Below are 23,966 nucleotides of genomic sequence, written 5' to 3'. Positions count from 1 at the left end.
CCGACCTCCTCGGCGAGCACGACGCTCGGTCCTGGGTCGTCGTCGGTGCCTTCGGCCGCGAACCGTAGTGCGGTGCGGGCCTGTGCCCACGACTTCGGCAGCTCCAGTACAGACACGGCCGGACCGACGCCGATGCGCCCGAGTCCGGCCCACTGGCTGGGCGACGCGGAGTCGGCGATTTCGACCCGGGGGATCCGGCCTGCCATGGCCACTGCCCGCAGGGTGGTCTGCGCGTGCAGGCGCAACAGACGGGCGGCGTGCAGGCGGTCACTTTCGCTCGCGCCACTGTCGAGCAGCACTTCCATGGCGGCAGGATCGTCGACCCCCTGGGTTATCCGGGAGGTACTCCGAGTCCGGTGCAGCACCTCGCGTGCCGCGAACGCAGCACGGTCGAGGACCATCGCATCGACAAGGGTGTGCGCGCCAACGCGCTCCAGCCAGAAGGCGTCCGGGCCACCGGGCACGAGCGGTGCGGTCGGCCATCGGGAATCGGCGGGGGGCGTCGCATTGTGTTCAACCCGCCCGTCGACGTCCGCGCGCAGCTTGACCCCGAAGCGGATATCGAACAGGCGAGCGGGGCACCCAGTGAGGACGGCAACCGCCGCGAGAATGGGTTCGAGGCCCGCGCGCCCCTCGATGAGTTCGTCGAAACGCGCGATTACCCGTATAGCGGCCCCCGCATCCGGATCGAGGGCGTCGAGTCTGGCAACTACCTGATGCACACGACCATCCTGCCCAATTGTGACCCGGATTACTAGTGATCGAGTCGCTGCATAGCCGTCGATGTGAACGATCAGCGCCGGTGGGATGGCCGGTCAGGGTGAACTTGTTGTCGGCGGATACTCGGATCCTTTGCTCATGAGTGCACACCGTGCTTGGCTGGGATGTGAACTGCGGCAGACGAACCGAGTGCCCGGCTCCCACGCCATCTGGCGGATGATTCCCGACGGATGGCAGGCGCACCGACGCTGAATCGTCAATACGCTGATTCTTGCTGCTTCTGGCCTCATTTCCGGGCCAGGATATGGCTGTGGCGACGATTCTGAAGAGGTATGCATGTCATATAAGGTGCTCAGCAATGTGCTCGTCCCCATGCGGGACGGCACAAAACTCGCAACGAATATCTGGTTGCCGGAATCCGATGGCCCACTTCCGGTCTTGCTGACTCGCACTTCCTATGACAAGGACGAGTTCGTTACCTACACCGGTCCGACCCCCAATATCTTCAAGTTGGTGCAACGCGGCTATGCCGTGGTTGTACAGGATTGTCGCGGGACATTCGCGTCCGAGGGAACGTTCATTCCCTTCATGGGTGAGGCCGAGGACGGTGTCGACACCATTCAGTGGCTACTGGACCAGGAGTGGTGCGATGGCAACATCGGGACGTTCGGCGGGTCCTATCTCGGCATGGTTCAGTGGCGGACGGCGGCCACCGGAGTTCCCGGCCTGAAGGCCATGGCGCCCACAGTGTCGTCGGGTGACCTCTACCGCACGCCCTGGTATTCAGAAGGCGGCGCGCTGTCGTTGGCCATCACCATGGTCTGGGCGACCATGATGAGCCTTCAGAACGCCCAGCGCGGTCTGAAACGAGGCGACGGCGACCTGAATGAAATCATGCAGCTTGCCGCTGAACTGGAGGATCACGTCGGAGTCTCGATGATCACTCCGCTCATCGATCACCCGCTCGTCGCGAAGCACTTTCCGTGGCCGCTCGAGGTAGTGCTCGCCCATCCGGACCGCGACGAACTGTGGACCGGGCTGGCCCCGCTGGACAATGTATCGTCGATCAGCACTCCAGCCCTACATGTCGGTGGCTGGTACGACCTGTTCATCGGTGAGACGCTCAAATCATTCACAAAGTTGAGCGCGCAAGCCGGATCCGTCGAAGCACGCGAAGGTCAGTACCTGATCATCGGTCCGTGGGCCCACAGCGTGAACGGGCACTACGCCATATACCCCGATCGGGGTTTCGGCCTGTCTTCGTCTATGGAGGCAGCCATGTTGACCGACTCGCATACGGCCTTTTTCGACCGTTGGCTCAAGGGACATCGGGACGCACTCGACGATCACGCACGAGTGCGGCTGTTCGTCATGGGTATCGACCAATGGCGTGACGAGTCGGACTGGCCACTGCCCGACACCGAATACACCGACTACTACCTTGACGGCAACGGTCCTGCGAATACTGCGGCGGGCGCGGGGATACTGACGACAGTCGAACCGACCAGCAACGTTGTCGATACCTATCTCTACGATCCACGCCGCCCGGTCCCCACTCTGGGCGGGACGACGGTGAATCCCGGCGGCTGGGACGGCGCAGCGGATCAGCGGCCGGTGCACGGCCGCGACGATGTACTCGTCTTCACCACCGAGGTGCTGGACGAGCCGCTCGAGGTCACCGGCCCCGTCACCGCGACGCTGTACGTCACCTCGTCCGCGGTGGACACCGACTTCACCGCCAAACTTGTCGACGTTCACCCGGACGGCCGTGCCATCATCCTCACTGATGGCATCCAGCGGATGCGCTACCGCGACTCCCTGTCCGCCCCCGAACTCATGACACCTGGCGAGATCTACGAGATCACCATCGACCTGATGGCGACGTCGAATGTGTTCCTCCCGGGGCACCGAATCATGGTGGAAATCTCGAGTAGCAATTTCCCCCGCTACGACCGCAACTCCAACACCGGCGGCGCCATCGCTCAGGAGCACCTGTCGGACATGGTAACGGCGACCAATCAGATTCACCGTGGCGCCGAATATCCCAGCCGCATTATCTTGCCCATCATCAATAGATGAGGTGCGCTGAAGCAGCGGCCAGCGATCTTCGGATGTTCGTGGGTTGCACCGCAGAGTAATCCTCCGTTGGCCGCAGGATCGGGCGGTCCGGGTGTTGTCGCACTCGGGCCGCCCCGGTTGTCGCGTTAGATGGCGTACAACTTTTCTGGAATGCGGTAGGCCGCAATTATTTTAGTCCGCCTCTGCAACGCGACGCCGCCCTGTAGACCTCCGATCACCGCAAGACTCGAGCGGCAGCGAGTTCGGGCGGCGTAGCGCGTGGTTGGCCGAATGCTCTTAGGAATCGAATGCCTGACGGTCCTGCAGCCGGTGGTGAAATAGTCTGAGCATCGATGACGGGATACGCTGCAATGCCCTTTTGCCCGGCCCGGTCAGGACGGAGGGAGTGGCCGACAAGCACGACGTCGACCCGAAAGGATTGGAGCGGCTGAAGCCGCTCTTTGCCCTGCAGCAACGCCGGGCCGAGCCGCATCAAATGGCCGACGTCGTGTTGCTTCTTGCATCTGACGCTGCCTCTTACATCAACGGAGCAGTTCTCCCCGTGGATGGCGGATGTTCAACAGGATGAGCTCGGCCGTGTCGAATCTCGACGCTATCGGTTCGCGACCATCGGCGTGTCGATCCCGATGGGACCGGTTTTCTGCGCGCCGCCGGGAGCGCCGAGTGGTTCGTCACGTCCGGGCAGGAGGTCGGTGAAGAAGATCCGGTTGTCCTCGACGAAGGCGGCGTCGGTGTCGGAAACCCGACGGTCCTGGCTGATGGCCTGGACTGGGCATACCGGTTCGCAGGCACCGCAGTCGATACATTCCTTCGGATTGATGTAGAGCTTTCGGTCGCCTTCGTAGATGCAGTCGACCGGGCATTCCTCCATGCAGGATTTATCCATGACGTCGATGCATGGGCTCGCAATCACATAGGGCATGACAACTTCCTTCGAGTGGGTAGGGCTAGGCCGCGACGGGTGTGGGCGCGGGCTGCTCGTCGGTCGAGTGACCAGGGAACAGTTGGGCACCAGGATCCAGATGCACCGCGGCGTTATTGACAGCGGTGGCGACTTCGCCGAATCCGACCGAGATCAATCGGACTTTGCCGTCGTAGTCGACAACGTCGCCGGCCGCGAATACGCCTGGCACGGCGGTACGCATGGCGGAGTCGACGACGATGTGGCGGTTGTCGTGCAGCTCCAGGCCCCATTCCCGCAGTGGGCCGAGGTTGGCCAGGAAGCCGAGGGCGGCGACAACGCGTTGGCAGTTGACGCGCCTGGGCGCGGCTTCGCCTTTGACGGTGATTTCGGCGTGGGTTACGGCGTTGCCACCATGCAAGGAGCTGATCTCCGCGTCCGTGATGACCTCCACGCTGGAGTGGTCCAGTTGGGTCACTGTCGCGGCGTGGGCGCGGAAGGCGGCGCGCCTATGCACGACGGTGACCGTGGCGGCGATGGGCTCGAGCATCAATGCCCAGTCCAATGCCGAATCGCCGCCGCCGACAATCACCACGTCGGTACCGGCATAGGACAGCGGGTCCGGCACGAAGTACTCGAGGCCCTTGCCTAGGTAGTCTTCGCCGACGGGGAGCGCACGGGGGGTGAAGGTGCCGATACCTGCGGTGATCACCACTGCGCCGCAATGGATTTCGGTGCCGTGGTTGGTGGTCACGATGTATCGGCCGGTGCTGTCGCTGTGTAGTTGCTCCGCGTGCTGCCCGAGTATGTAGCGTGGTTCGGCCGGGGCAGCCTGCAGTGTCAGCGCGGTGATGAGGTCGCGTCCGCGGACGGCGGGATACCCGGCGATGTCGAAGATCTGTTTCTCCGGATACAGGGCGCTTACTTGGCCGCCGAGTTCGGGCAACGAGTCGATGACCGCACTGCGTAACCCGCGCACGCCCGCGTAATACGCGCCGTAGAGTCCGACCGGTCCCGCACCGACGATCAGAATATCGACGTCGATGGGCGTTGGCGAATCTGTCATCGGGTTGCCTCCGAACCTTGGAGAAGTTGTTCCTTGACGCGGAAGCGTTGAATCTTGCCGGTCGCAGTCTTGGGTAGTTCGCTGGCGAACACCACCGAACGCGGACTCTTGAAGTGCGCCAATCCGTCTCGGCACCAACCGATCAGCGCCTCCGGAGTGATGTCTTCATGTCCTGGTGCCGGGACCACCAATGCGACGGGTTTATCCAATCCGTCCTTGTCCGGTATTCCGACCACGGCGGCTTCGGCGACGGCGGAGTGGGTGCGGAGGCGTTCTTCGACCTCGCCGGGGGAGACCCAGATTCCGCCGGCTTTGATCAGATCATTTGTGCGGCCGAGGCAGTGGTAATAACCCTGCTCATCGACCACGTACGTGTCGCCGGTCCGCAGCCATTTCCCCTGGAAAACGGTTCGGCTGGCTTCGGTTTGGTGCCAATACCCCAGGGCGATTGATTCTCCGCTGACGTAGAGGTCGCCGGGAGTGCCTGGGTCGGCCGGAAGTCCGTCGAGGTCCCTGATTTCGAGGGTGTAGCCGGGGACGGGTTTGCCGGTGGAGCCGGGGCGGATGTCGCCGGGACGATTGGACAGGAAGATATGTAATGCCTCGGTGGAGCCGATGCCATCGAGAATCTCCACGCCGAACCTGTCCTGGAACTTGCGCTGCAGGGATTCGGGCAGAATTTCACCCGCGGATACGCACAGGCGCACCGAGCGGAACGTTTCAGCGGCGAAGTCGGCGGCGAGCAGGCCGGCATAAAAGGTCGGTACGCCGAAGAACAAAGTGGGGGAGGTGGCGGTGAGTCGTTCGGCCATGGAGGCAGGTGTCGGCCGCAGCGGTTGTAAGACGGTGGTGGCTCCGGCCGCGAGCGGAAAGAACAGGCTGTTGCCGATTCCGTAGGCGAAGAACATCTTTGCCACCGATAGACAGATATCGCTCGGCTCGATACCGAGGGTCTGCACACCGTAGGTCTCGTAGACGTGGCGAATGTTGGCGTGCCGATGCATCGCCGCTTTGGGGGTGCCGGTGGTACCGGAGGTATAGAGCCACAAGGCCCACGAATCGGCGGAGGTCGGGGTCGGTTGCTCGATCGGGCCGTCGAGTTCAGACCAGCGCGTTACGGTCACCGCGCCAGCTGTTGCGGGCAGTTCGGCGTCGACAACCACCAGATGGGTGAGTTCGGGGGCAGCCGTTGCCGCGAGAACTGTGGTATCGAGGAATTCTGCGCTCGCGATGACGACGCGGGCGCCGCAGTCCCGCAGGACGGTTCCGAGTTCACGACTGTTGAACATTGTCGACACCGGAACCGCGACGAGACCGGCATGGAACACCGCGAGAATGGCGACCGCCATGTCGACGTTGTCGGCCATCACCAAGACGACCCGGTCGTCGCTATTGAGTCCGAGCCCACGCAGGCCGCTGGCAACGCGGGCCAGCTCCTCGGCGAGCTGTTCGTAGGTCAGCTCCCGCTCGGAGCCGATCAGCGCTACCTTCTCGCCCGCACCCGCCCGGATGTGCCGGTGCACGAGAAAATCCGCGGCGTTGAAGATTTCCATCGCACTAGACTCGCTTCACATCGAAACTGGCACGTTGTCCGGTGCCGTAACGGCGCAGGGCGCCCTCGGGACCGGCGGCATTGGGGCGGATGAAGATCCAGTTCTGCCAAGCAGTGAGGCGCCCGAAAATTTTGGTTTCCAGGGTTTCGGGACCGACGAACCGATGGTTCGCCTCCATGCCGGTCAACGCGTCCGGCGACAGCGCTGCACGTTCCTCCAGCACGATGCGCAATTCATCGGCGAAGTCGATGTCGTCGAGCGCGGACGTGACCAGACCCAGGCGCTCGGCTTCGGCAGCGCGCAACGGCGTGTAGAGATTGTCTGCCACCGCTTTCAGGCTCTCGGGGTGGCCGTAGAAGCGTGATTCGACGCGTGTGAGTCCGTTGCCCATGGGGTAGCTGCCAAAGCTGGCTTCGCTCAATTCGATGGCCGCGGGGATGGCGTGCGGGTCGATGTCCTGGAAGACTCCGTCGAGCATGTACTGGCGGTCGCTGGCCAGCGCAAGTTCGGCCAGTAGACCGACGAACGCGCTGCCCGGTTCGATGACGGCGAACAGGCTGCGACTGGTCACGTCCAGGCGCTTGAGTGTGCGCTTGTAATAGTGACGGACCTCGTTGATGAACCAGTTCTGTTGCAGCTGTTCCAGTTGGTTGTCATAGCCGCGCACGAGGTCGGGCGTACCAGTGACGCGGATGACCCAGGTGCCGACCTCGGGCTCATTGGTGCGCAGCCGCAGGATCAGGTCGTCGAGTTCGCGGGTCATGGCCAAGGGCCAGTACTGCGCCCCCTGAGCGAGTACGGCGTCGATATCCGCCGGTGCGGCTTCGGTGGGCCCCTCGACGACGATTTCGACGAGGCGGAGATCACGCTGCACGGTGGCGTGGACGTACCGATAGTCCACAGTGTCACCTGTCGTGGTTCGCTCGAGCCGGGTAAGTGCTATCCCCGTCGCGGCATCTGGCCGTGACGAAGAAGCCGCAGCAGCCTCGGCACGTGCACGGACCCGCTCATCGAAATGGCCGCGCACAACTGCCTCGTCGACCAAACCCCATTCCACCGCTGTTGAACCGCGGACTCCTTCGGACTTGGTGGCGAAGACATCGGCCCGGTCCTTACGCACCTTCCGTTTATCAACGACACGGGTCAAACCGCCGGTGCCGGGAAGCACACCCAAGAGAGGCACTTCGGGCAGCGAGACGGCCGAGGAGCCGTCATCGACCAGGACGATCTGGTCACATGCCACGGCCAGCTCGTAGCCGCCGCCTGCGGCGGTGCCGTTGAGGGCGGCCAGGTAGGTCTGGCCGGAGTTCGCGCTGGCGTCTTCGATGCCGTTGCGCGTTTCGTTGGTGAACTTGCAAAAGTTCACCTTCCAAGAATGTGTCGACTGAGCCAACATGCGAATGTTCGCTCCGGCGCAGAACATTCGTTCCAGACCGCCCGTCACGACTACAGCCTTGACCTCAGGCCGCTCGAAGCGCAGCCGTTGTACGGCGTCGTAGAGCTCGATGTCCACGCCGAGGTCGTAAGAGTTCATCTTCAGTTCGTAGCCCGGCACCAGTCCGCCTTGGGGATCCACGGCGAGCGTGAGTGTCGCGACTGGACCATCGAACGTGAGCGTCCAATGCCGATATTCGGACGGGTGCGTATCGAACTCCACGTCGGCCGGAATGGTCGCCGAGCCCGTAGCGGGCAACTCGGTCGTTGTCATGGTGTGCCTCTCGAAGTGTGGCAGCCGCGCAGCCAATGGGGGCTGCCTTCTAATCGGTAATCATGCTACTAGAAAATTGTGATGCGCGGACTATTTGTAGATAATTAAGTCCGGTTTGCCGCCCCGTCGAGTACCTCCCGTGCGAAGGACTCGACGATGGTCGTGCGCCGTGTTCCGGACCCGACGGGGCAGAAGACCAGCGCATCCGCACCAGCGTCGCGATACTCCGCTATCCGTGCGCGGACTCGCTCCGGCGTTCCGTGTAGGAGGTATCGGTCGACCAGACGGCTGAAGTCTTGTCGGTAGATTTCGCCGACGGCGTCGGCGACCTCGTTGCGCGAGCGGACGGGGTTGTCGTCGACGCCACCCCAGCTGTGGATCGCCGCGGTGATGGAGCTGGGGTCACGGCCATATCGCTCGGCGTGCGCGCGCACCACCGTCAACGAATCCGCCAGTTGCTCAGGGGTGTACATGTATGGAAACCAGACACTGGCGAACTGTCCGGCCCGGCGCATCGCGGCCGCTCGCCTACCGCCCACCCAGAGCGGTGGTCCACCGGGTTGGATCGGCGGCGGGATGATCCGAAGGTTGGGGATATGAGTGTAGCGCCCGCGGTAGTCGGTGTTCTCGCCCGCGAACAGCCTGGTGAGCACATCGAGCGCCTCGTCGCCGCGTGGTCCCCGTTCCTCGACGGGCACACCGGCGGCGATGAATTCGCCCGGGAATTCACCGCCGACGCCGATGCCGAAATCGAAACGGCCGCCGCTGACCTGGTCGAGGCTGACGGCGAGCTTGGCGACCAACGCCGCTGGGTACAGCGGCAGCACGGTCAGTGAGGAGAGCAGGCGCACCCGGCTGGTAGCTCCCGCCGCGGCCGCGAGCGAGACGAACGCATTGGGCGTGGCGCCATGGAAGAACAGATGTTCTCCCGTGCTGACACCGTCGAAGCCTGCGGCCTCGGCCGCCGCCGCGTCGGCTGCGGCCTGATGCTGGTCGGGTCCCAGCGTCACAAAAACTTTCACGATCACCTCACCTCGATCGCGTCGCCCGGTCCGGTGTCAGGCGAGGGCTTCTTCACGCAGATGCACGTAGTCGAATTCAACGGGCTGGTCGTTGATCCCGGTCTGCGGCGGGGCGATCCAGCCGGCGAAGTCGCCGGGCTCATAGTTCGGCACCATCAGTTCGGCGACTGCCGCTCGATCCGCCTCGGTCGGCAACCACTCATCGACATGTGCACGCCACTGCTCTTCGGTGAGCAATTCACCGGTGGGGGAGACAAAGTGTCCGGCGTAGTTGCCGACCTTGCGGTTGAAACCCTCGTGTGGGAGGAAGAGCCGCACTGACAGTCCGGCGTCCTCGAGAGCTTGGTTCCATCGCCGCACGCCGTTCTCGCAGTCGGCGACGTACTCATTGCGCAGGTCCAGATTGAGCGCGGTCAGAGCAGGAACGTCCTGCTCGACGATGGCACCGTCGCGAATGGTGCGGACCGTCATGGTCGCGTCGGTGAGCTGATGGTCATCTTTGCGGCGGGTCTCCTGCCAGCGGCCCTTGAGTCCGCCGGTGTAGTAGGCGGCCACATTGGTGGACTGCTCGGAGCCGAAGAGGTCCATCGAGACCGAGAACTGGAAGTTCAGGTACTTCTGGATGACGGCGAGCGGGATGCCGCCGTACTGGAAGATGTCGTCGGTGCCGTGCGCGGCGGTGAGTTCGGCAGTGCGCTCCACCGTGCGCTGCACACCGGTGGTGCCGACGAACATGTGATGGGCCTCCTCCTTGAGCATGAACTCGCAGGTACGTGCTAACGGATCGAATGCGGACTCCTTCAGCGTGCCCAGCTGATATTTGCCGTCGCGATCGGTGAAGTAGGTGAACATGAAGAACTGCAGCCAGTCGGTGGTCTGCTCGTTGAACGCACCGAGAATGCGCGGTGAGTCCAAATCTCCGGAGTTGCGCTTGAGCAGTTGTTCGGCCTCTTCGCGTCCCTCGCGACCGAAGTAGGCCTGCAGCAGATACACCATCGCCCAGAGGTGGCGGCCCTCTTCGACATTGACCTGGAACAGATTGCGCAAGTCATAGAGGCTCGGCGCGGTGTTGCCGAGGATTCGCTGCTGCTCCACCGAGGCGGGTTCGGTATCGCCCTGCACGGTGATCAGACGCATCAGTTCGGCTCGGTACTCGCCGGGGACCTCTTGCCACGCCGGTTCGCCCTTGTGCTGACCGAAGGCGATCTTACGGTCCGGATCGCGCTCGGCTAGGAAGATGCCCCACCGGTACTGCTCCATCGGGACATGGTCGAAATGCGCCCAGCCGTCACGGCCGACTGCGATCGCAGTGCGCAGGTAGACATCCTTGGTCGGCAGTGCGGGGCCGAGGGCCTTCCACCAGTCCAGGAATTTCGGCTGCCAACTCTCCAGCGCGCGTTGCAGTCGACGGTCCTGGGACAGATTGACGTTGTTGGGGATGCGTTCGCTGTAGTCGATGGTGCTCAGTGGGCCGGCGGGGACGGGTGCGGCACCCGTGCGGTCCTGGTCGTCGGTCATGGTGTCCTCCTGTGGTCCAGCTGTTAATAGTCTACATAATATTGTCGGATCGTCCAATAATCTGTAGAAGATTTGATTTGCGATCGATTCACCACAGCCCGCCGGTGGCATCGATGGTGGCGCCCGTAACCCACTGTGCCTGTGGTGATGTCAGCCAAGAGACCACTTGTGCGATATCAGTGGGTGCGCCGAGGCGACGCAAGGTATTGGCGGTGGACATGGCATCTATGGCTTTCGGATCGGTGCCTGCTCGTAGTGTTTCAGTATCAGTCGCACCGGGCCGTACCACGTTGACCGTGATCGATCGGCGCCCCAATTCCTTGGCCGCCACCCGGGCAGCAGCTTCGACACCGGCCTTCATCGCGGCGTAGGACGCCTGCCGGGCCGGGCAGAGATAGGCCGCGGCACTGGACAGCACCACGATGCGTCCGTGGTCGATGACATGGGTCGCCGCCGCCGAGAGTGTGAGCAGTGCGGAGCGCAGATTCGTGCGATAGTGCCGATCGATGCCATCCTCGTCGAGGTCGGTCAGCCTGGTGTAGTCCCATGCGCCGACGCAATGGACGACTGTGCGCAACCGGCCCAATCGCCGAGCGGCCGTCAGGGCGGATTCGACGCCTGAGCGAGTAGTCGCGTCGGCCTCGGCGCAGGCCGCTGTCGCGCCGGTGGCGGTGATCTCATCGACGACAGCTTCGGCGCGTCCACGGTTTCGGTGGTAGCCGACAAGGACAGCGTGCGTGTGGGCCAGTTCGGTGGAGATCGCCGCTCCGATTCCTCCGCCGCCACCCAAGACCACTGCTGCGGGGTGGTCCTCGGTATTCATGTGCGTGCCAGGGCCGCGAGAAATTCGGGGCTGCCCTGTACCGAGGTTCGCTGCATGAAATGGCTCAGACTGCGCAGGCCCGCCAGTTCCTCGCCGCCACCCGCGCGACCGGGCCCGCCGTGCACCGCGTGTGGAATCGCCGCGCCATGTCCGGTGGATTCGGCCGCGTTATCGGAATTGAGGATCAGCAGTCGGCCGTGCCATGGTGCGGCCGCTGCCACCGCGCGGGCGGCGATCCGCTCGTCCGCCGTAACGATCGACGCGGCCAGGCTGCCTTCGCCGCGGGCGATCTGATCGAGGGCGTGGTCGAGGTTGTCGTAAGGCAGCAAAGAACTCACCGGACCGAAGGCTTCGATCGTGTGCGGCTCGGCCGCGTCGGGACTGTCGAACCGCAACAGCAGCGGCGAGATGTATGCGCCGTTGTCGAAATCCGCGGTGCTGGCGAAGTTTTCCGGCACCGCCTCGGGATCGCCGAAGACGATTCGTCCAGTCTTACGCAACCGTGTAACTGCCGCGCGGACGTCCTCTCGCTGGTCGCGCCCGACCAGCGGACCGATTCGGACAGCGGGGTCTCGAGGGTCGCCGATAGGCATGTGGGACAGGCGTTCCCGCACCGCGTTCTCGACCGCGTCGATGAGATCGTGCGGGACGAAGGCCCGGCGGATCGCTGTGCATTTCTGTCCGGTCTTCTGCGTCATTTCCGTGACGAGGCCGCGTACGAACAGATCGAATTCGGCGGTTTCCTGCGTCGCGTCGGCACCCAGCAGACTGCTGTTGAGCGAATCGGCCTCGGCGGTGTATCGGACCGCGTTCGAAGCCACGACCGGGTGGCGTCGCAATGCGGCTGTTGTCTCGTGCGATCCGGTGACCGAGAGCAGATCCTGCCCGGTGAGGGTATCGAGTAGGCCATCGGGCGGCGCGCAGACAAGCTGTAGTGCACCGTCGGGCAGAATGCCGGACTCGATAATCTCCCGGACCACCGCTTCGGTGAGATAGGCGGTCGCCGACGCCGGTCTGACGACGCTGGGTACCCCGGCCAAGAACGCCGGCGCGAACTTTTCGAGCATGCCCCATACCGGGAAGTTGAATGCGTTGATCTGGACGGCCGCGCCCAGCAATGGCGAGAGTAGGTGCTGGACCCCGAATGTTCCTGCCTTGCCGAGCAATTCGACGTCGCCGTCGAGCAGGACATGACTGTCGGGCAGTTCCTTCGCACCTTTACTGCCGTAGACGAACAGCACGCCGATACCCCCATCAATATCCACCGCGGCATCGCGACGCGTGGTACCGGTGAACAACGAGAGCTCGGTGAATTCGGGAATCTTCGCGGTCAGATGCTTGCCGAGGTTCTTGAGCATCGCGGCGCGTTCCTGAAAGGTCGACGCGCGCACGGTGTTTCCGCCGACACCGCGGGCGTAGTTCAGCACTGGCGCATAGTCCATTGGCTCGGTAGAAATGCGGGCCACTGGTTCAGCGGTGGCGGCGTCGAGGAGGGTGCGACCGGTATCACCGGGGCGGTGCCATTGCCCACCTATGTAGCTGTGCAGGATTTCGGTCATCGCGGGTCTGCCCTCTCGATGGAAGTTGTTGTCTTGGAAAGGAATGCGTCCATGCGTCGGTATTTTTCGCCGTCCTCGAACAACATCGCCTGGATGACGAGGTCGAGCTGTGGGTGTGCGTTGGGGCCTGCGTCGACGGCGAGCTTGGTCATGCGCAAGGCGATCGCCGAGCTCTTCGACATGTTCGCCGCGAGTTCGTGTGCGGCGGTGAGTAATTCGCTGGGCTCGACCACCGAATGCACGAGTCCGATGTCCAGTGCGCGCTCGGCGGTCAGATGCTCGCCCGCCAGCAGTACCTGCTTTGCGACACTTTCGCCGATGAGGCGCACGAGCCGATGGGTGGCGCCGGCGCCGGCGATGATGCCCAACCGCGGTTCCGGTTGCCCGAAGACAGTGCGGGGTGTGGCGATGCGGATATCGCAGGCATAGCTGAGTTCCGCGCCCCCGCCGAGGGCGTGACCGTCCATGGCGGCGATTGTCGGCATCGGTAGTCGGCGGATCCGATCGAAGAGATTCAGGTTGATGCCCGCGAGTGCGTCCGCACGGTTGCGCCGGTTCAGTTCGGCGATATCGGCACCGGCGGCGAATACCCCGTTGGCGCCGCCGGTGATAATCGCCAGCCGTGGGTTGTGTTCCAAATCCGCACAGAGGTCGTGTAATTCGGCGATCATGTGCGCGTCGATCGCGTTGCGTCGATCGGGGCGGTTGAGGGTGATCTCGACGATTCCATCGGTTTCGGTTAGTCGAAGACCTTGGTGGGCGGTCATCGTCGGCTCCAGTCGAAGAATCCGCGCCCCGACTTCTTGCCCAATTCGCCTGCCGCGACCTTGTCGATGAGAAGTTGGGGCGGTGCGAACCGGGGCCCCAGACTGGCCGACAGTTGCTCGGCGATATCGAGCCGTACGTCGAGCCCGACCAGATCGGTCAGCCGCAGCGGCCCCATCGGATGGCGATAACCCAATTCCATGGCGCGATCGATATCCGCCGCCGAGGCGACATTGTCCTCGAGCATCCGGATCGCCTCCAGGCCCAGTGCGAGCCCGAGTCGGCTTGTCGCGAAACCGGGAACGTCGCGCACGATGATCGTTTCCTTGTTCAGGTAGTCGCCGATTTCGCGGGCCGTGGTCACTACATCGTCGGATGTCGCTGTGCCACAGATAATTTCGAGCAAAGGCATGGTCCACACGGGGTTGAAGAAGTGAAGCCCGATGAGGTTGGACGGTCGCTGCAACCCACTGGCCAGTCGTGAAATGCTCAAGGCGCTGGTGTTGGTAGCCAGCATCACCGGCTCACGGCGTTCGGCGGCGGCGAGCACGTCCAGTTTCAGGTCGAGGCTCTCCGGAACCGCCTCGATGATCAGATCCAGGTCGACCGGCAGGTGATCGACCGAACCGACAGTCGACACCACCGACCGGATGCGCTCGACGGACTCGGATTCGAGCCTGCTCTGGTTCCGCAGCTTATCCGCGCGCGACACGATCGTCTCGCGCGCGTGATCCGCACGTGACTGATCACTGTCTGCGATGACCACGGTGTGGCAACCCGCCTCGGCGAAGACGTAGGCGATGCCCGCGCCCATGGTGCCGCCACCGATTACACCGACGGTCTGGACAGGGGAGTGGTTCACGAGTTTCCTTTCAACTCGGCTGGCAAACGGGTGAAGATCGCACGAGCGTTGCCCGACAACACGTTTGCCAACGTCTCGTTGGGCAGGCCCAGTCCCATCAGGGCCTCGACGTTGTTGCGTATGCCGGGCACGCCGGGCCAATCCGTACCGAAGATCATCTTTTGCGCGATTTGGTTCAGATCGAATCGGCCGTAGTACTCCGGCAGCTTTTTCGGCGGCAAACCGGCCAAGTCGAGCCACACGTTGGACTTGGTCTGGGCCATGAATCCAGCGACGTCGTACCACCAGCCCCGTCCGCCGTGGGCGAATACGAACTGCAGACCAGCGAAGTAATCCACGGCATCCAGCAGGAGTTCCGGATTGCCGTAGCTGGTTTGTGAACCGGGGAAGCTGGAAAGGCCGGAGTGGAAGATCACCGGTAGTCCCAAGTCGCTGCAGCGGGCGTAGACCGGGTAAAGCTCCTTGGCGCCGGGGTCGAATGCCCCGTGTACCGGATGCAGTTTCACGGCCACCGCACCCAGGTCGAGCTGACGCTGCAGTTCGTCCAGTAGCGGAAAATGCAGGTGCGGGTTGAGGTTCGCGACGAGACTGAATCTCGAGCGATCGGCTACCGCGAGGGGTGCCACGTCCTCGATCGGCTGGATGCCGGTGGCGCGTGGGCTGTATTCGCAGAACAGGAGTGCGTGATCCACTCCCTCGGCGCGCAGCAATCTGTCGAAGGCGACCGGATCGGGTCGTTCGCCCAGGTAGGCGTCGCGCCATGGATGGTCCTTCGAAAAGCGCTCGGCCCACTCATGCCACGCCGGCCTCAGGGTGTTGAGCGCCGGTGCGTGTACGTGCGCATCGATGACCGGGTAGCCGTTGATCATGGATCATCCTCGGAGCTTTCGACGGATAGGACGACCGTAAGTCTACATAAACTGTGCGATCTATCAATAAGATGTAGAGTTAATGAGGGTTCGGTGCTCGAGCGTGGTCCAGTAGGGTCTGTTACTCACGTTGCGCCGGGTATCTTTATGAGCGCGGTGAGCGGCGGGTCGCTCACAAAGTGAAGACTGTCGATGAAAGGGGCCCAGGGATGTCGGTGGTGCCATTTGTGGAGGACGACGATCTTCTGGCCGCTGGATCCCGGCGTCGTCAGGTCGGTACGGGCAGCGCCCGCAGCCTGCTGCTGACCATCCTGGGCGAGTTCGTTCACCCCCGCGGAGTGCCTGTTTGGACGGCGACACTGGTTGGAGCGCTCGGGGTACTGGGGGTGGAGGAGAAGTCGGGTCGTCAGGCGATAGCCCGCTCGGCTGCCGACGGCTTGCTGGTATCTCAGCGCGATGGGCGGAGGGTTTGCTGGCAGGTGACTACTCCTGGCACTCGGCTATTGGCCGAGGGAACCCGCCGGATCTATACCTTTCTCACCAATTCCCCCGTCTGGGACGGTCGCTGGCTGGTGCTGTCGGTCGCAATTCCGGAGACCCAACGGCAGCTTCGTCACAAACTACGCACTCAGTTGACCTGGCTGGGTATGGGTTCGCCGACGGCGGGCATCTGGATTGTGCCCGACACCAGCCGCGAGTCCGCTGTGGCCGCGGTCATCGAGGAACTCGGCCTGGCCGACAAGGCATTCGCGTGGACCGGAACCGTGGTGCCGATCGGTAGCCCGGATGCCATGATCGCCGACGCCTGGGCGCTCGACGATGTCGAGCAACGGTACGCCGAGTTTCTGTCGACATTCGGCGATCTGACCGTCACGACATCGGCGGAGGCATTTCAGGCTCAGGTCCGGCTGGTCCAGGCATGGCGTCGGTTCCCGTTCCTGGATCCCGCGCTGCCGCGGGAATTGCTGGATCACGATTGGCCGGGGCCGGAGGCGGCCGACCTGTTCCATCGCCGCCACGACGAGTGGCACGCGGCGGCGCAGGGCTATTGGACGGATCTGCAGTCGCGGACATCGTGACGGTCGCATGAGTAGAGTCCGCATTCCTGTCCGAGAGTCTCCGTCGCGGCCATGCGACAAACACCGTACGTTCGCAACATGCGTTCGACTCGCTATGCGGAGTTACCGCCGGAGGCGGCGAAGCGCGCCGATCCCGCGGCGAGTTCGGTACGCAGACTATCGTGCGGGATTCCGCCACGATCGACCCGATGCGTGGGTGCAGCTATACGGATGCGGCGCCGAAGTCACCGTCGTGGCCGTCGTCGACAGCGTCCTAGCAGACATCTGCGTCTGTGAACTATTTTGTGCTGCAAGCGTCTCACTCGGTCCCATAGTTGCTGCGGCATCGCGGCTGCCGCGACGAACGCGATCCGGATTCGAGAGAAGAACGGCTACGCGGTAGGCGGGGTCACGTTTCGAGAGTCGGCGTCAGGTCGGCGTAGTCCGCGGGGACGTTGAAGTATATCGACAGCTGTCGGCAACCCGGTTGGCGACAGTGGGTTGTGAGCTCTGAAGTCGGCGTGCGGCTTGGTTCCCGCGCTCGATAACAGCCGTTCGGTGCCGATGGCCCGCACCGCGGCGGTGTGGCTGTCGTCTTCGGCGAAGATTACCGCCGGATCGCAGACGCCGACGATATGGCGCAGTTCGGCGTGATCCGAGCACTGCGGCCAATATGCGGCACTCGCTGGTATGGCAGGGCTGCCGATCGTATGGGCGGCCGACGGTGGTGATCGAGCGTCGGCGCGACGATCAAGCTGACCGAGGACAAAGGCGCTCGGCTCTCGACCCGGGAACAGTGGGGGCGTCCCGGCGTCGCCCGGATGGTCGGCAGAATTTCCGTACGCAGACCCATCCGGCCTACGGTGTCGTTGGTGTGATCGTCACCATGACCGACCAGTCCGGCGAGTTCATGTGCGCTCGCGGATTGCGAGCTGCCAGTGAAAGAAGTTGGGCACTGCGGTGCATCGGCTCGGTCACGGTGCCCGCAGAGAGACGGCGATGGCCATGGCCACCTCGCAATGTTTGTCCGGCCATCTCGTCGTCGCCGATTCGGAAATTTTGCCGTCGGATGACGAGAAGAACAGAGCAGACGACCGGCGGGGCCCGCCATCCGGCGAGGAGTCGGCACAGAGCGAATTCGGCTGAACGCCAAGGAGCGAGGCCCCTTCCACCGATATCGGGCAGCCGCCATCTGGAGGGATATTCCCGGCAGATGGCGGTGCCCGCGACCGCTCGATGCGGAATAGATTATGTGTCATTGACATCGGCCAGTTCGTAGCGGCCCGCATGTCCGAGCCGTTGGTGATACAAAGATGTAAAGGCGGTATCGAATGTCGTACAAGGTTTCTGTCGACGTACTTGTTCCCATGCGGGACGGCACGAAACTGGCAACGAATATCTGGCTCCCGGACTCCGACGGCCCGGTCCCGCTGTTGCTGATGCGCGGTCCTTACGGCAAAGACATGTTTGCCGTGTACGGCGCAGCCTCGCCGAATATCTTCGAGCTGATGAAACATGGCTATGGTGTTGCCGTTCAGGACTGCCGGGGGACGTTCGCGTCGGAGGGCACATTCGATCCGCATGTGGCCGACGCGGACGATGGGGCCGACACGGTTCGGTGGCTCGTCGAACAGGACTGGTGCGATGGCAATGTGGGGAGCTTCGGCGGATCGTATCTCGGCTTCGTGCAATGGCACACCGCCTCCACGGGGGTTCCCGGCCTGAAGGCGATCGCACCGGCTATGACCTCAGTCGATCAGTATCGTGCACCCTGGTATTCGCGGGGCGGTGCATTGTCGCTGGAATGCGTGCTGGGCTGGTCCACCGTGATGAGCCTCAACCTCGCCCGACGCGCGGTGGGGCGAGGCGACGGTGATCCAGCAGACATGGTGCAGCTTGCCGGCGGTATGGCCGACTTTGCATCATTGACCGCGAGCACCCCGGTTTCGGATCATCCGCTGCTGAAGAAGCACTTGCCATGGATGGTCGATGTCGCGATCGGTCATCCGGAGCGGGATGAGACATGGGCTGAGCTGTCGGCTCTGGACCGAGTGTCTTCGATCACCACACCGGCGCTGAATATTGGTGGCTGGTACGACCTGTTCTACGGTGAAACGCTCCGTGCGTACACCGAAATGAAGGCACGGGCCGGTTCCCCGGAAGCTCGCGCAGGCCAACGACTGGTCATGGGCCCGTGGAGCCACAATGCAGCAGGACTCCTCGGCTTCTACCCGGATCGGAACTTCGGTCCCACCGCTAGTCTCGATGCGGCGCAGTTGACCGAGGCGCAGATCGCGTTCTTCGACCGATGGCTCAAGGGGCGCGAGGACGCTCTCGATGATCTGGCTCCGGTACGGCTGTTCGTGATGGGGATCGATCGGTGGCGCGACGAACAGGATTGGCCGCTGCCCGACACCGACTACACCGCGTACTACCTCGGTGGGGAAGGGCCTGCGAACACCGGGACCGGAGCTGGCCGGTTGACCACCAGTGAACCCACCGGCGACACCACCGACACCTACCTCTACGACCCACGCCGCCCAATCCCGTCGGTCGGCGGTACGCGGTTGAACCTCGTCGGCTACGACGGTCCGCTCGATCAGCGTCCGCTGCACAGCCGCGACGACATCCTGTGTTTCATCACCGATGTGCTCGACCAGCCCGTCGAAGTAACCGGCCCGGTAACCGCGACTCTGTATGTGAGCTCTTCGGCCGTCGATACCGACTTCACCGCCAAGTTGGTGGACGTGCACCCGGACGGTAAAGCGATCATCTTGTGCGACGGGATTCAGCGGATGCGGTACCGGAACTCGCTGTCCGTGCCGGAATTGATGACGCCGGATGAGGTGTATGAGATCAGCATCGATTTGATCGCGACCTCGAATGTATTCCTGCCAGGACATCGGATCATGGTGGAGATCGCGAGCAGCAATTTCCCTCGCTATGACCGTAACTCCAACACCGGTGGAGTGATCGCCGACGAGCACGAGTCGGACATGGTTGTCGCCGTGAATCGGATACACCGCGGCGCGGAATATCCCAGCCGGATCATTCTGCCCATCATCAACCGATAGATATCGCATACCCAATGGACGCAGTGTACGAGTGCGCCCGTGCATCGCAGCATTCGCCATTCTGAATTGTAGGCGCTCAGCGACCTTCGGTTGCTTTTTCAACACGATACATAAAAGAAATTGACTGCATTAACTGTGCTCCGGGGCCGTCCCAGAGATTGCCGAGTTCCTAGCCGAGTTTCGCTGGCGCCCAGAGGAGTCGGAGTCGCAGAGGCTGCGGTGCCCCGAGAGGAGAACAACGGTGCAGATGAAGTTCGAGCAGGATGTCATGGTTCCGATGCGGGATGGGGTCATGTTGGCCACCGATATCTGGTTGCCGCATGACGGGCCTGCCCCGGTGTTGCTAATGCGCGATCCCTACGTCAAGGACACCGGCGGGGCCATACGTTCTTCCGGATTCCTGGTTTTGTATCTGCCGCACGTGCTCGCGGCCGGCTACGCTGTGGTAATTCAGGACTGCCGTGGTACCGGTAACTCCGAAGGTACCTACATCCCGATGATCGATGAGCCCAATGACGGCGCGGACACGATTGACTGGATACACGAACAGCCGTGGTCGAACGGGAAAATCGGTATGTTCGGGCTGTCGTACCATGGCATGGTCCAGTGGGCAGCCGCAACCGTTGCCAATGAGCGGCTGACAGCCATCGCTCCGACGCTCGCGACGAGCGACTATTACCATACGCCGTGGTACTCGCCGGGTGGCGCGATGTCGTGGCACTGCGTGTTCTTCTGGACGTCGATGATGGCTGCCGTGGACGCCAATCGGTCCCTGGCGGCGGGCAGTGGAAGTAGCGAGAATGCGATGGCGCTTGCGGAGATGCACGTGGCTCTCGATAAGTATTTGGACACGACTCCGCTGACCGCCGTACCGCTACTCGGGGAATGTACGACGTGGTGGTCGGATTTACTCCAACATCCGGCACGGGATTCGTTCTGGCAGGAGCGTGCTGCTGCGGAGCGTTTCGAAGACGTGACGGCACCCGCCCTGAATATCGGTGGCTGGTTCGATATGTTTATCGACAGCACGGTGAGCTCCTACCAAGGGATGCGCAAGCGCGGCGGCAGTGTCGAAGCGCGAGATGGTCAGCGCCTGATCATCGGCCCTTGGGATCACAGGCAATACAGCGGGATGAACATAGACCGCACTTTCGGCCCGATGGCCGATGCGGCGGCCGCCGATATCATCGGGTATCAGATGAAGTTCTTCGACCGATGGTTGAGAGGCAACACCGACGCGTTCGACGATACCTATCCTGTCCGTATCTTTGTGATGGGTATTGACCAGTGGCGCGATGAGCTGGATTGGCCGCTCCCCGACACGGAGTACCGCGACTACTATCTCGACAGTTCCGGTAGGGCCAACACCGCGCTCGGCGACGGCCTGCTCAGCGTCGACACGCCGCTGCTTGCAGCGGCCGATACCTTTCTCTACGACCCGCGGCGGCCCGTTCCCACTATCGGCGGCCGCACACTGATGCCTTCTGCCGGCGGCGGCTCCGGACCGGTTGACCAGCGGCCTATTCATTCCCGCGAAGACGTTCTCTGTTACGCGACCCCGGTGCTGGACGAGCCGCTAGAGGTGACCGGAAATATCTCGCTGACAGTCTTCGTCACGTCGTCGGCGAAGGATACGGACTTCACCGGCAAACTCGTCGACATCCATCCGGACGGTCGGGCAATCTATCTGACCGACGGAATCCTGCGGGCACGCTACCGCAAATCCCTTTCCGAACCTGAGTTGATGGTGCCCGGTGAGGTATACGAGATTACTTTGGATATGTCGGTAACCTCGAATGTATTCTTGCCTGGGCACAAGATTCTTCTTGAGGTCTCCAGCAGCAACTTCCCTCGCTACGATCGCAACTCCAATACCGGCGGCGTCATCGCCGAAGAGTCCCTCGATGATTCCGTTATTGCTGTCAACAACATTCTGCACGGTCCCGACTACCCGAGCCGACTCACGCTTCCAGTGATCGATCGACGGCTGTCGTGATTATCATTCTGCCGATCATTAACCAGTAGATATCGCAACCCGGCTGACGCGGTGAACGAGTTGGCTCGTGCACCCAGCAGCAGCCTGCTGTTCTGAACAGTTTGCAGGTTTCAGATCATATCGAGTTCGCGAGCGAGCGCACCTGTTTGGAAACGGGAATTCGCGCCGCGGAAGGCCAGCAGTCGGTGACGTGACGTTGGTACGTGCGTAGGCCCACCCCGAGCCTACGCACGGCAGATTCGCCGGTTGCGAGTTCACGCAAGTGCTCGCCGCTCCAGGCCGAAGTAATACCTCCGGCCGGAACAACGTGCGGACGTGCTGGCGCTCAGCGGAGTCGATCCCGCCCTGCCGCCACCGCCCGGCAGGAAGGTGCCAAGTCATGGGCAACGTATCCGGCGCAGGGAAGGGTGGGGCACGACTGAATTGATCACCGCCGAAGCGGCGGGCACCTGGAACCCGGGCGATTTCATCAACGATCGACTCGGCTTCGGGGAAATGCGCCTGACCGGCATGTTCGACAGCGCTCTGAGCGACCGCGACTCGGCGGTCTGAATTCACCGAGCCGTTCGGATTAGGCGTCAACCACATCTCACGCACCTGGAGCAGAACGTCGTAGCCGGCGCAGTCCGGCTATCCGAGGATGAGCTTGCATTGCTGGCTGGGGGAGTCTCGAATTGACAAGCCCTGCAGTAACTTACACGCCCTGGGTGTGGGAATTGGTTGTGCGTATCGGCCTCGAGCCACCCGTGGTTGCCGCAGTGTAGTCGGGTGCAGCGCACGTCTGTAAGCGCTGAAGTTCTTATCGCTGAAACAAATCGATGGCTGCGGTGTACTCAGAGTGCGGCTAAGAACTCTCTTGCTGGGCCTCGTCCACGATCCAGGCCGCGATCTGCGCGCGGGAGGTGAATCCGAGTTTGGTCAGGATGTGTTCGACATGGTGCTGCGCGGTACGTTGCGAGATCACCAATTTCGCGGCGATCTGCTTGTTGGTGAGTCCTTGGGCGACAAGATCGGCGACCTGCCGTTCACGTTTGGTCAATTTCAGTCCAGAAGCGGGCGGGGCGGCGGTCGGCGGCTCTCCCAGCGCGTAGGCCACTGCGGCGCTCATCCCCAGGGCCCGGCCGCGCCGGACTGCCGCATCGAATCCTCGTTCACCGAGCGCACGACGCACCGTGCGCTTGCATTCGTCATGAACCTGGATTTGCTGCGGGAAGTAAATCGAATAGTCAGGGGCGGACCGCAATAGATTTTCCGAGGCACCCATCAGAACGGCCGCGCGCTGACCATCGCGATCAGCGACAGTCCAGGCCAGCCCTTCGAGATCGAGCGCCGCGACGACAGGGCTGCGTACGCGCCGGTTGACTCGCAGCGATTCCTGCAGCAAGTCTTGTGCGTGGGACCGCTCACCTTGCTGCCACACGGCCATGCCTAGCCCGCACAGTGCGGTCGACCGAAAAAGCGATTCGCCGCACGCTTCGGTGATGGAAAGTATTTGCTCGTGATAGGCGATCGCCTGCCTTGTATCGCCCTGCAGTGCGTGTGCCCAGCCGAGTATCGACAACAGACCCATATGTAGGTATCTCTGCCTATTCGAGCTGCTCACCTCGGCGGCACGTTCGATGAAGGAGACCGCGCGAGCAGGTTCACCTCGATAGAGCGCAAGGGCGCCGTCGGCGTAGGCGATCAGCGCCTCGTTCATGGGACTGCGATCCTGTTCAGCGAGTGCGCGCGCCTGCTCCAGTAAGGCAGCCGCCGACTGAAGATCCCGCTGTGCGGCGGCCATGAGAATGCTGGCATAAAGCGCGCTGAAACGATGAGGTATCGAGCGCGCACCGGGGTGGGCGAGGGCCCGGTCGAGCCAGCGTCGACCTTCACCGTACAGACCCCGAAAGCTCCAGAACATCCACAACGCGGCGGCGGTACGCAGCCCGGCCTCGGCCGACTCCGCGCTGCCGTCGGACACGCAGAATTCGAGCGCATCTCGGAAATTCGGTTGCTCGCGTTCGAGCCGGGCCATCCAGTAGGGCTGCCGGTCGCTGATCCAGCCGGCCTCGGCATCCAGCGCGAGCCGCTGGTACCAGTCGCGGTGGCGTCGGCGCAGATCGTGGTATTCGCCGGACTCTTGCAGCTTCTCCCGTCCGTAGTCGCGCATGGTCTCGAGCATCCGGAAGCGCACGGCGTCCTCCAGCGTCTCCCGGTTCACGATCGACTTGTCCACCAGGGAGGACAGCACGTCGATCAGGCTCTCCGGTGCCAGGTCGGCTCCGCATACCTGTTCGGCGGCGTCGAGTTCGAAGCCGCCGGTGAACACCGATAATCGGGCCCACAGCCGCTGCTCGTCCGGTGTGCACAATTGGTAGCTCCAGTCGATGCACCAGCGCAGCGTCTGTTGG

At 62.9% G+C, this 23,966-nt stretch carries 18 protein-coding genes and 1 pseudogene; 6 read left to right on the top strand and 13 right to left on the bottom strand.

Features of this window, described 5'->3' with window-relative positions:
* A pseudogene (locus ON44_RS50890) lies at positions 1-722 on the bottom strand (hypothetical protein); the annotation flags it as partial.
* A 334-nt stretch (positions 723-1,056) separates the two neighbouring features.
* Between ON44_RS50890 and ON44_RS36385 the strand changes: the two are divergent.
* Together ON44_RS36385 and ON44_RS48975 are read left to right on the top strand one after the other, a co-directional pair.
* Positions 1,057-2,799: a CocE/NonD family hydrolase gene (locus tag ON44_RS36385; RefSeq protein WP_040699013.1), complete on the top strand. Its 1,743-nt coding sequence runs from the start codon at positions 1,057-1,059 to the stop codon at positions 2,797-2,799.
* A gap of 322 nt (positions 2,800-3,121) precedes the next feature.
* Positions 3,122-3,367 (top strand): SDR family oxidoreductase, encoded by a 246-nt coding sequence (locus ON44_RS48975; RefSeq protein ID WP_083898360.1) that lies wholly within the window; start codon positions 3,122-3,124, stop codon positions 3,365-3,367.
* A gap of 24 nt (positions 3,368-3,391) precedes the next feature.
* On the opposite strand, the gene fdxA is transcribed toward ON44_RS48975, so the two are convergent.
* From fdxA to ON44_RS36330, 11 genes are all read right to left on the bottom strand, one after another.
* Entirely contained in the window at positions 3,392-3,721 is a 330-nt protein-coding gene (fdxA, locus tag ON44_RS36380; protein ID WP_040699011.1) for a ferredoxin, read from the bottom strand.
* Between the two features lie 25 nt (positions 3,722-3,746).
* Complete coding sequence (locus tag ON44_RS36375; protein WP_040699009.1) at positions 3,747-4,766, bottom strand: NAD(P)/FAD-dependent oxidoreductase; 1,020 nt, start codon at positions 4,764-4,766, stop codon at positions 3,747-3,749.
* Positions 4,763-6,319 (bottom strand): benzoate-CoA ligase family protein, encoded by a 1,557-nt coding sequence (locus ON44_RS36370; RefSeq protein ID WP_040699008.1) that lies wholly within the window; start codon positions 6,317-6,319, stop codon positions 4,763-4,765. Before ON44_RS36370 ends, ON44_RS36375 begins: the two co-directional genes overlap by 4 nt.
* Before the next feature lie 4 nt (positions 6,320-6,323).
* The gene (boxC, locus tag ON44_RS36365) at positions 6,324-8,027 is read right to left on the bottom strand and encodes a 2,3-epoxybenzoyl-CoA dihydrolase (RefSeq protein ID WP_051182830.1); all 1,704 of its coding nucleotides are present in this window, start codon (positions 8,025-8,027) and stop codon (positions 6,324-6,326) included.
* A 104-nt stretch (positions 8,028-8,131) separates the two neighbouring features.
* The gene (locus ON44_RS36360; RefSeq protein ID WP_157187481.1) at positions 8,132-9,049 is read right to left on the bottom strand and encodes an LLM class flavin-dependent oxidoreductase; all 918 of its coding nucleotides are present in this window, start codon (positions 9,047-9,049) and stop codon (positions 8,132-8,134) included.
* Positions 9,050-9,085: 36 nt separating this feature from the next.
* On the bottom strand, positions 9,086-10,567 hold the full coding sequence (gene boxB / locus ON44_RS36355) for a benzoyl-CoA 2,3-epoxidase subunit BoxB (RefSeq protein ID WP_051182828.1): 1,482 nt from the start codon (positions 10,565-10,567) through the stop codon (positions 9,086-9,088).
* An 88-nt stretch (positions 10,568-10,655) separates the two neighbouring features.
* Complete coding sequence (locus ON44_RS36350; RefSeq protein WP_040699006.1) at positions 10,656-11,390, bottom strand: SDR family oxidoreductase; 735 nt, start codon at positions 11,388-11,390, stop codon at positions 10,656-10,658.
* Complete coding sequence (gene paaZ, locus ON44_RS36345) at positions 11,387-12,949, bottom strand: phenylacetic acid degradation bifunctional protein PaaZ (RefSeq protein WP_051182827.1); 1,563 nt, start codon at positions 12,947-12,949, stop codon at positions 11,387-11,389. The genes ON44_RS36350 and paaZ overlap by 4 nt, the downstream gene beginning before the upstream one ends.
* Complete coding sequence (locus ON44_RS36340; RefSeq protein WP_040699005.1) at positions 12,946-13,716, bottom strand: enoyl-CoA hydratase/isomerase family protein; 771 nt, start codon at positions 13,714-13,716, stop codon at positions 12,946-12,948. The genes paaZ and ON44_RS36340 overlap by 4 nt, the downstream gene beginning before the upstream one ends.
* The gene (locus tag ON44_RS36335) at positions 13,713-14,576 is read right to left on the bottom strand and encodes a 3-hydroxyacyl-CoA dehydrogenase family protein (RefSeq protein ID WP_040699004.1); all 864 of its coding nucleotides are present in this window, start codon (positions 14,574-14,576) and stop codon (positions 13,713-13,715) included. The genes ON44_RS36340 and ON44_RS36335 overlap by 4 nt, the downstream gene beginning before the upstream one ends.
* On the bottom strand, positions 14,573-15,445 hold the full coding sequence (locus ON44_RS36330) for an amidohydrolase family protein (protein WP_040699002.1): 873 nt from the start codon (positions 15,443-15,445) through the stop codon (positions 14,573-14,575). The genes ON44_RS36335 and ON44_RS36330 overlap by 4 nt, the downstream gene beginning before the upstream one ends.
* Positions 15,446-15,663: 218 nt before the next feature.
* Here ON44_RS36330 and ON44_RS36325 point away from each other — a divergent pair, with 218 nt between their 5' ends.
* From ON44_RS36325 to ON44_RS50885, 4 genes are all read left to right on the top strand, one after another.
* Positions 15,664-16,524 carry a PaaX family transcriptional regulator gene (locus ON44_RS36325; protein ID WP_245567483.1) on the top strand — a complete coding sequence of 287 codons (861 nt, stop codon included), beginning with the start codon at positions 15,664-15,666 and terminating at the stop codon, positions 16,522-16,524.
* A gap of 1,310 nt (positions 16,525-17,834) precedes the next feature.
* Positions 17,835-19,577, top strand: a complete 1,743-nt coding sequence (locus ON44_RS36320) for a CocE/NonD family hydrolase (protein WP_040699001.1) — start codon at positions 17,835-17,837, stop codon at positions 19,575-19,577.
* Between the two features lie 247 nt (positions 19,578-19,824).
* Positions 19,825-21,573, top strand: a complete 1,749-nt coding sequence (locus ON44_RS36315; RefSeq protein WP_040699015.1) for a CocE/NonD family hydrolase — start codon at positions 19,825-19,827, stop codon at positions 21,571-21,573.
* A gap of 315 nt (positions 21,574-21,888) precedes the next feature.
* Positions 21,889-22,125 (top strand): hypothetical protein, encoded by a 237-nt coding sequence (locus ON44_RS50885; RefSeq protein ID WP_157187480.1) that lies wholly within the window; start codon positions 21,889-21,891, stop codon positions 22,123-22,125.
* A gap of 292 nt (positions 22,126-22,417) precedes the next feature.
* Here ON44_RS50885 and ON44_RS36310 read toward each other — a convergent pair.
* On the bottom strand, positions 22,418-23,966 hold a 1,549-nt coding region (locus tag ON44_RS36310; RefSeq protein ID WP_040699000.1), incomplete at its 5' end, for a helix-turn-helix transcriptional regulator.

It is taken from the genome of Nocardia vinacea NBRC 16497, from assembly GCF_000308835.1.
In the GTDB taxonomy this organism is placed as follows: domain Bacteria; phylum Actinomycetota; class Actinomycetes; order Mycobacteriales; family Mycobacteriaceae; genus Nocardia; species Nocardia vinacea.
Note: the sequence above shows the minus strand (reverse complement) of the source record. Positions and strands in the feature narration are given on the sequence as shown.

Bases quoted from the DNA above. Each gene is read 5' to 3' on its own strand.
- ON44_RS36385 (WP_040699013.1), top strand. From the start codon at position 1,057: ATGTCATATAAGGTGCTCAGCAATGTGCTCGTCCCCATGCGGGACGGC.
- fdxA (WP_040699011.1), bottom strand. From the start codon at position 3,721: ATGCCCTATGTGATTGCGAGCCCATGCATCGACGTCATGGATAAATCC.
- ON44_RS36375 (WP_040699009.1), bottom strand. From the start codon at position 4,766: ATGACAGATTCGCCAACGCCCATCGACGTCGATATTCTGATCGTCGGT.
- ON44_RS36370 (WP_040699008.1), bottom strand. From the start codon at position 6,319: ATGGAAATCTTCAACGCCGCGGATTTTCTCGTGCACCGGCACATCCGG.
- boxC (WP_051182830.1), bottom strand. From the start codon at position 8,027: ATGACAACGACCGAGTTGCCCGCTACGGGCTCGGCGACCATTCCGGCC.
- boxB (WP_051182828.1), bottom strand. From the start codon at position 10,567: ATGACCGACGACCAGGACCGCACGGGTGCCGCACCCGTCCCCGCCGGC.
- ON44_RS36350 (WP_040699006.1), bottom strand. From the start codon at position 11,390: ATGAATACCGAGGACCACCCCGCAGCAGTGGTCTTGGGTGGCGGCGGA.
- paaZ (WP_051182827.1), bottom strand. From the start codon at position 12,949: ATGACCGAAATCCTGCACAGCTACATAGGTGGGCAATGGCACCGCCCC.
- ON44_RS36340 (WP_040699005.1), bottom strand. From the start codon at position 13,716: ATGACCGCCCACCAAGGTCTTCGACTAACCGAAACCGATGGAATCGTC.
- ON44_RS36330 (WP_040699002.1), bottom strand. From the start codon at position 15,445: ATGATCAACGGCTACCCGGTCATCGATGCGCACGTACACGCACCGGCG.
- ON44_RS36320 (WP_040699001.1), top strand. From the start codon at position 17,835: ATGTCGTACAAGGTTTCTGTCGACGTACTTGTTCCCATGCGGGACGGC.
- ON44_RS36315 (WP_040699015.1), top strand. From the start codon at position 19,825: ATGAAGTTCGAGCAGGATGTCATGGTTCCGATGCGGGATGGGGTCATG.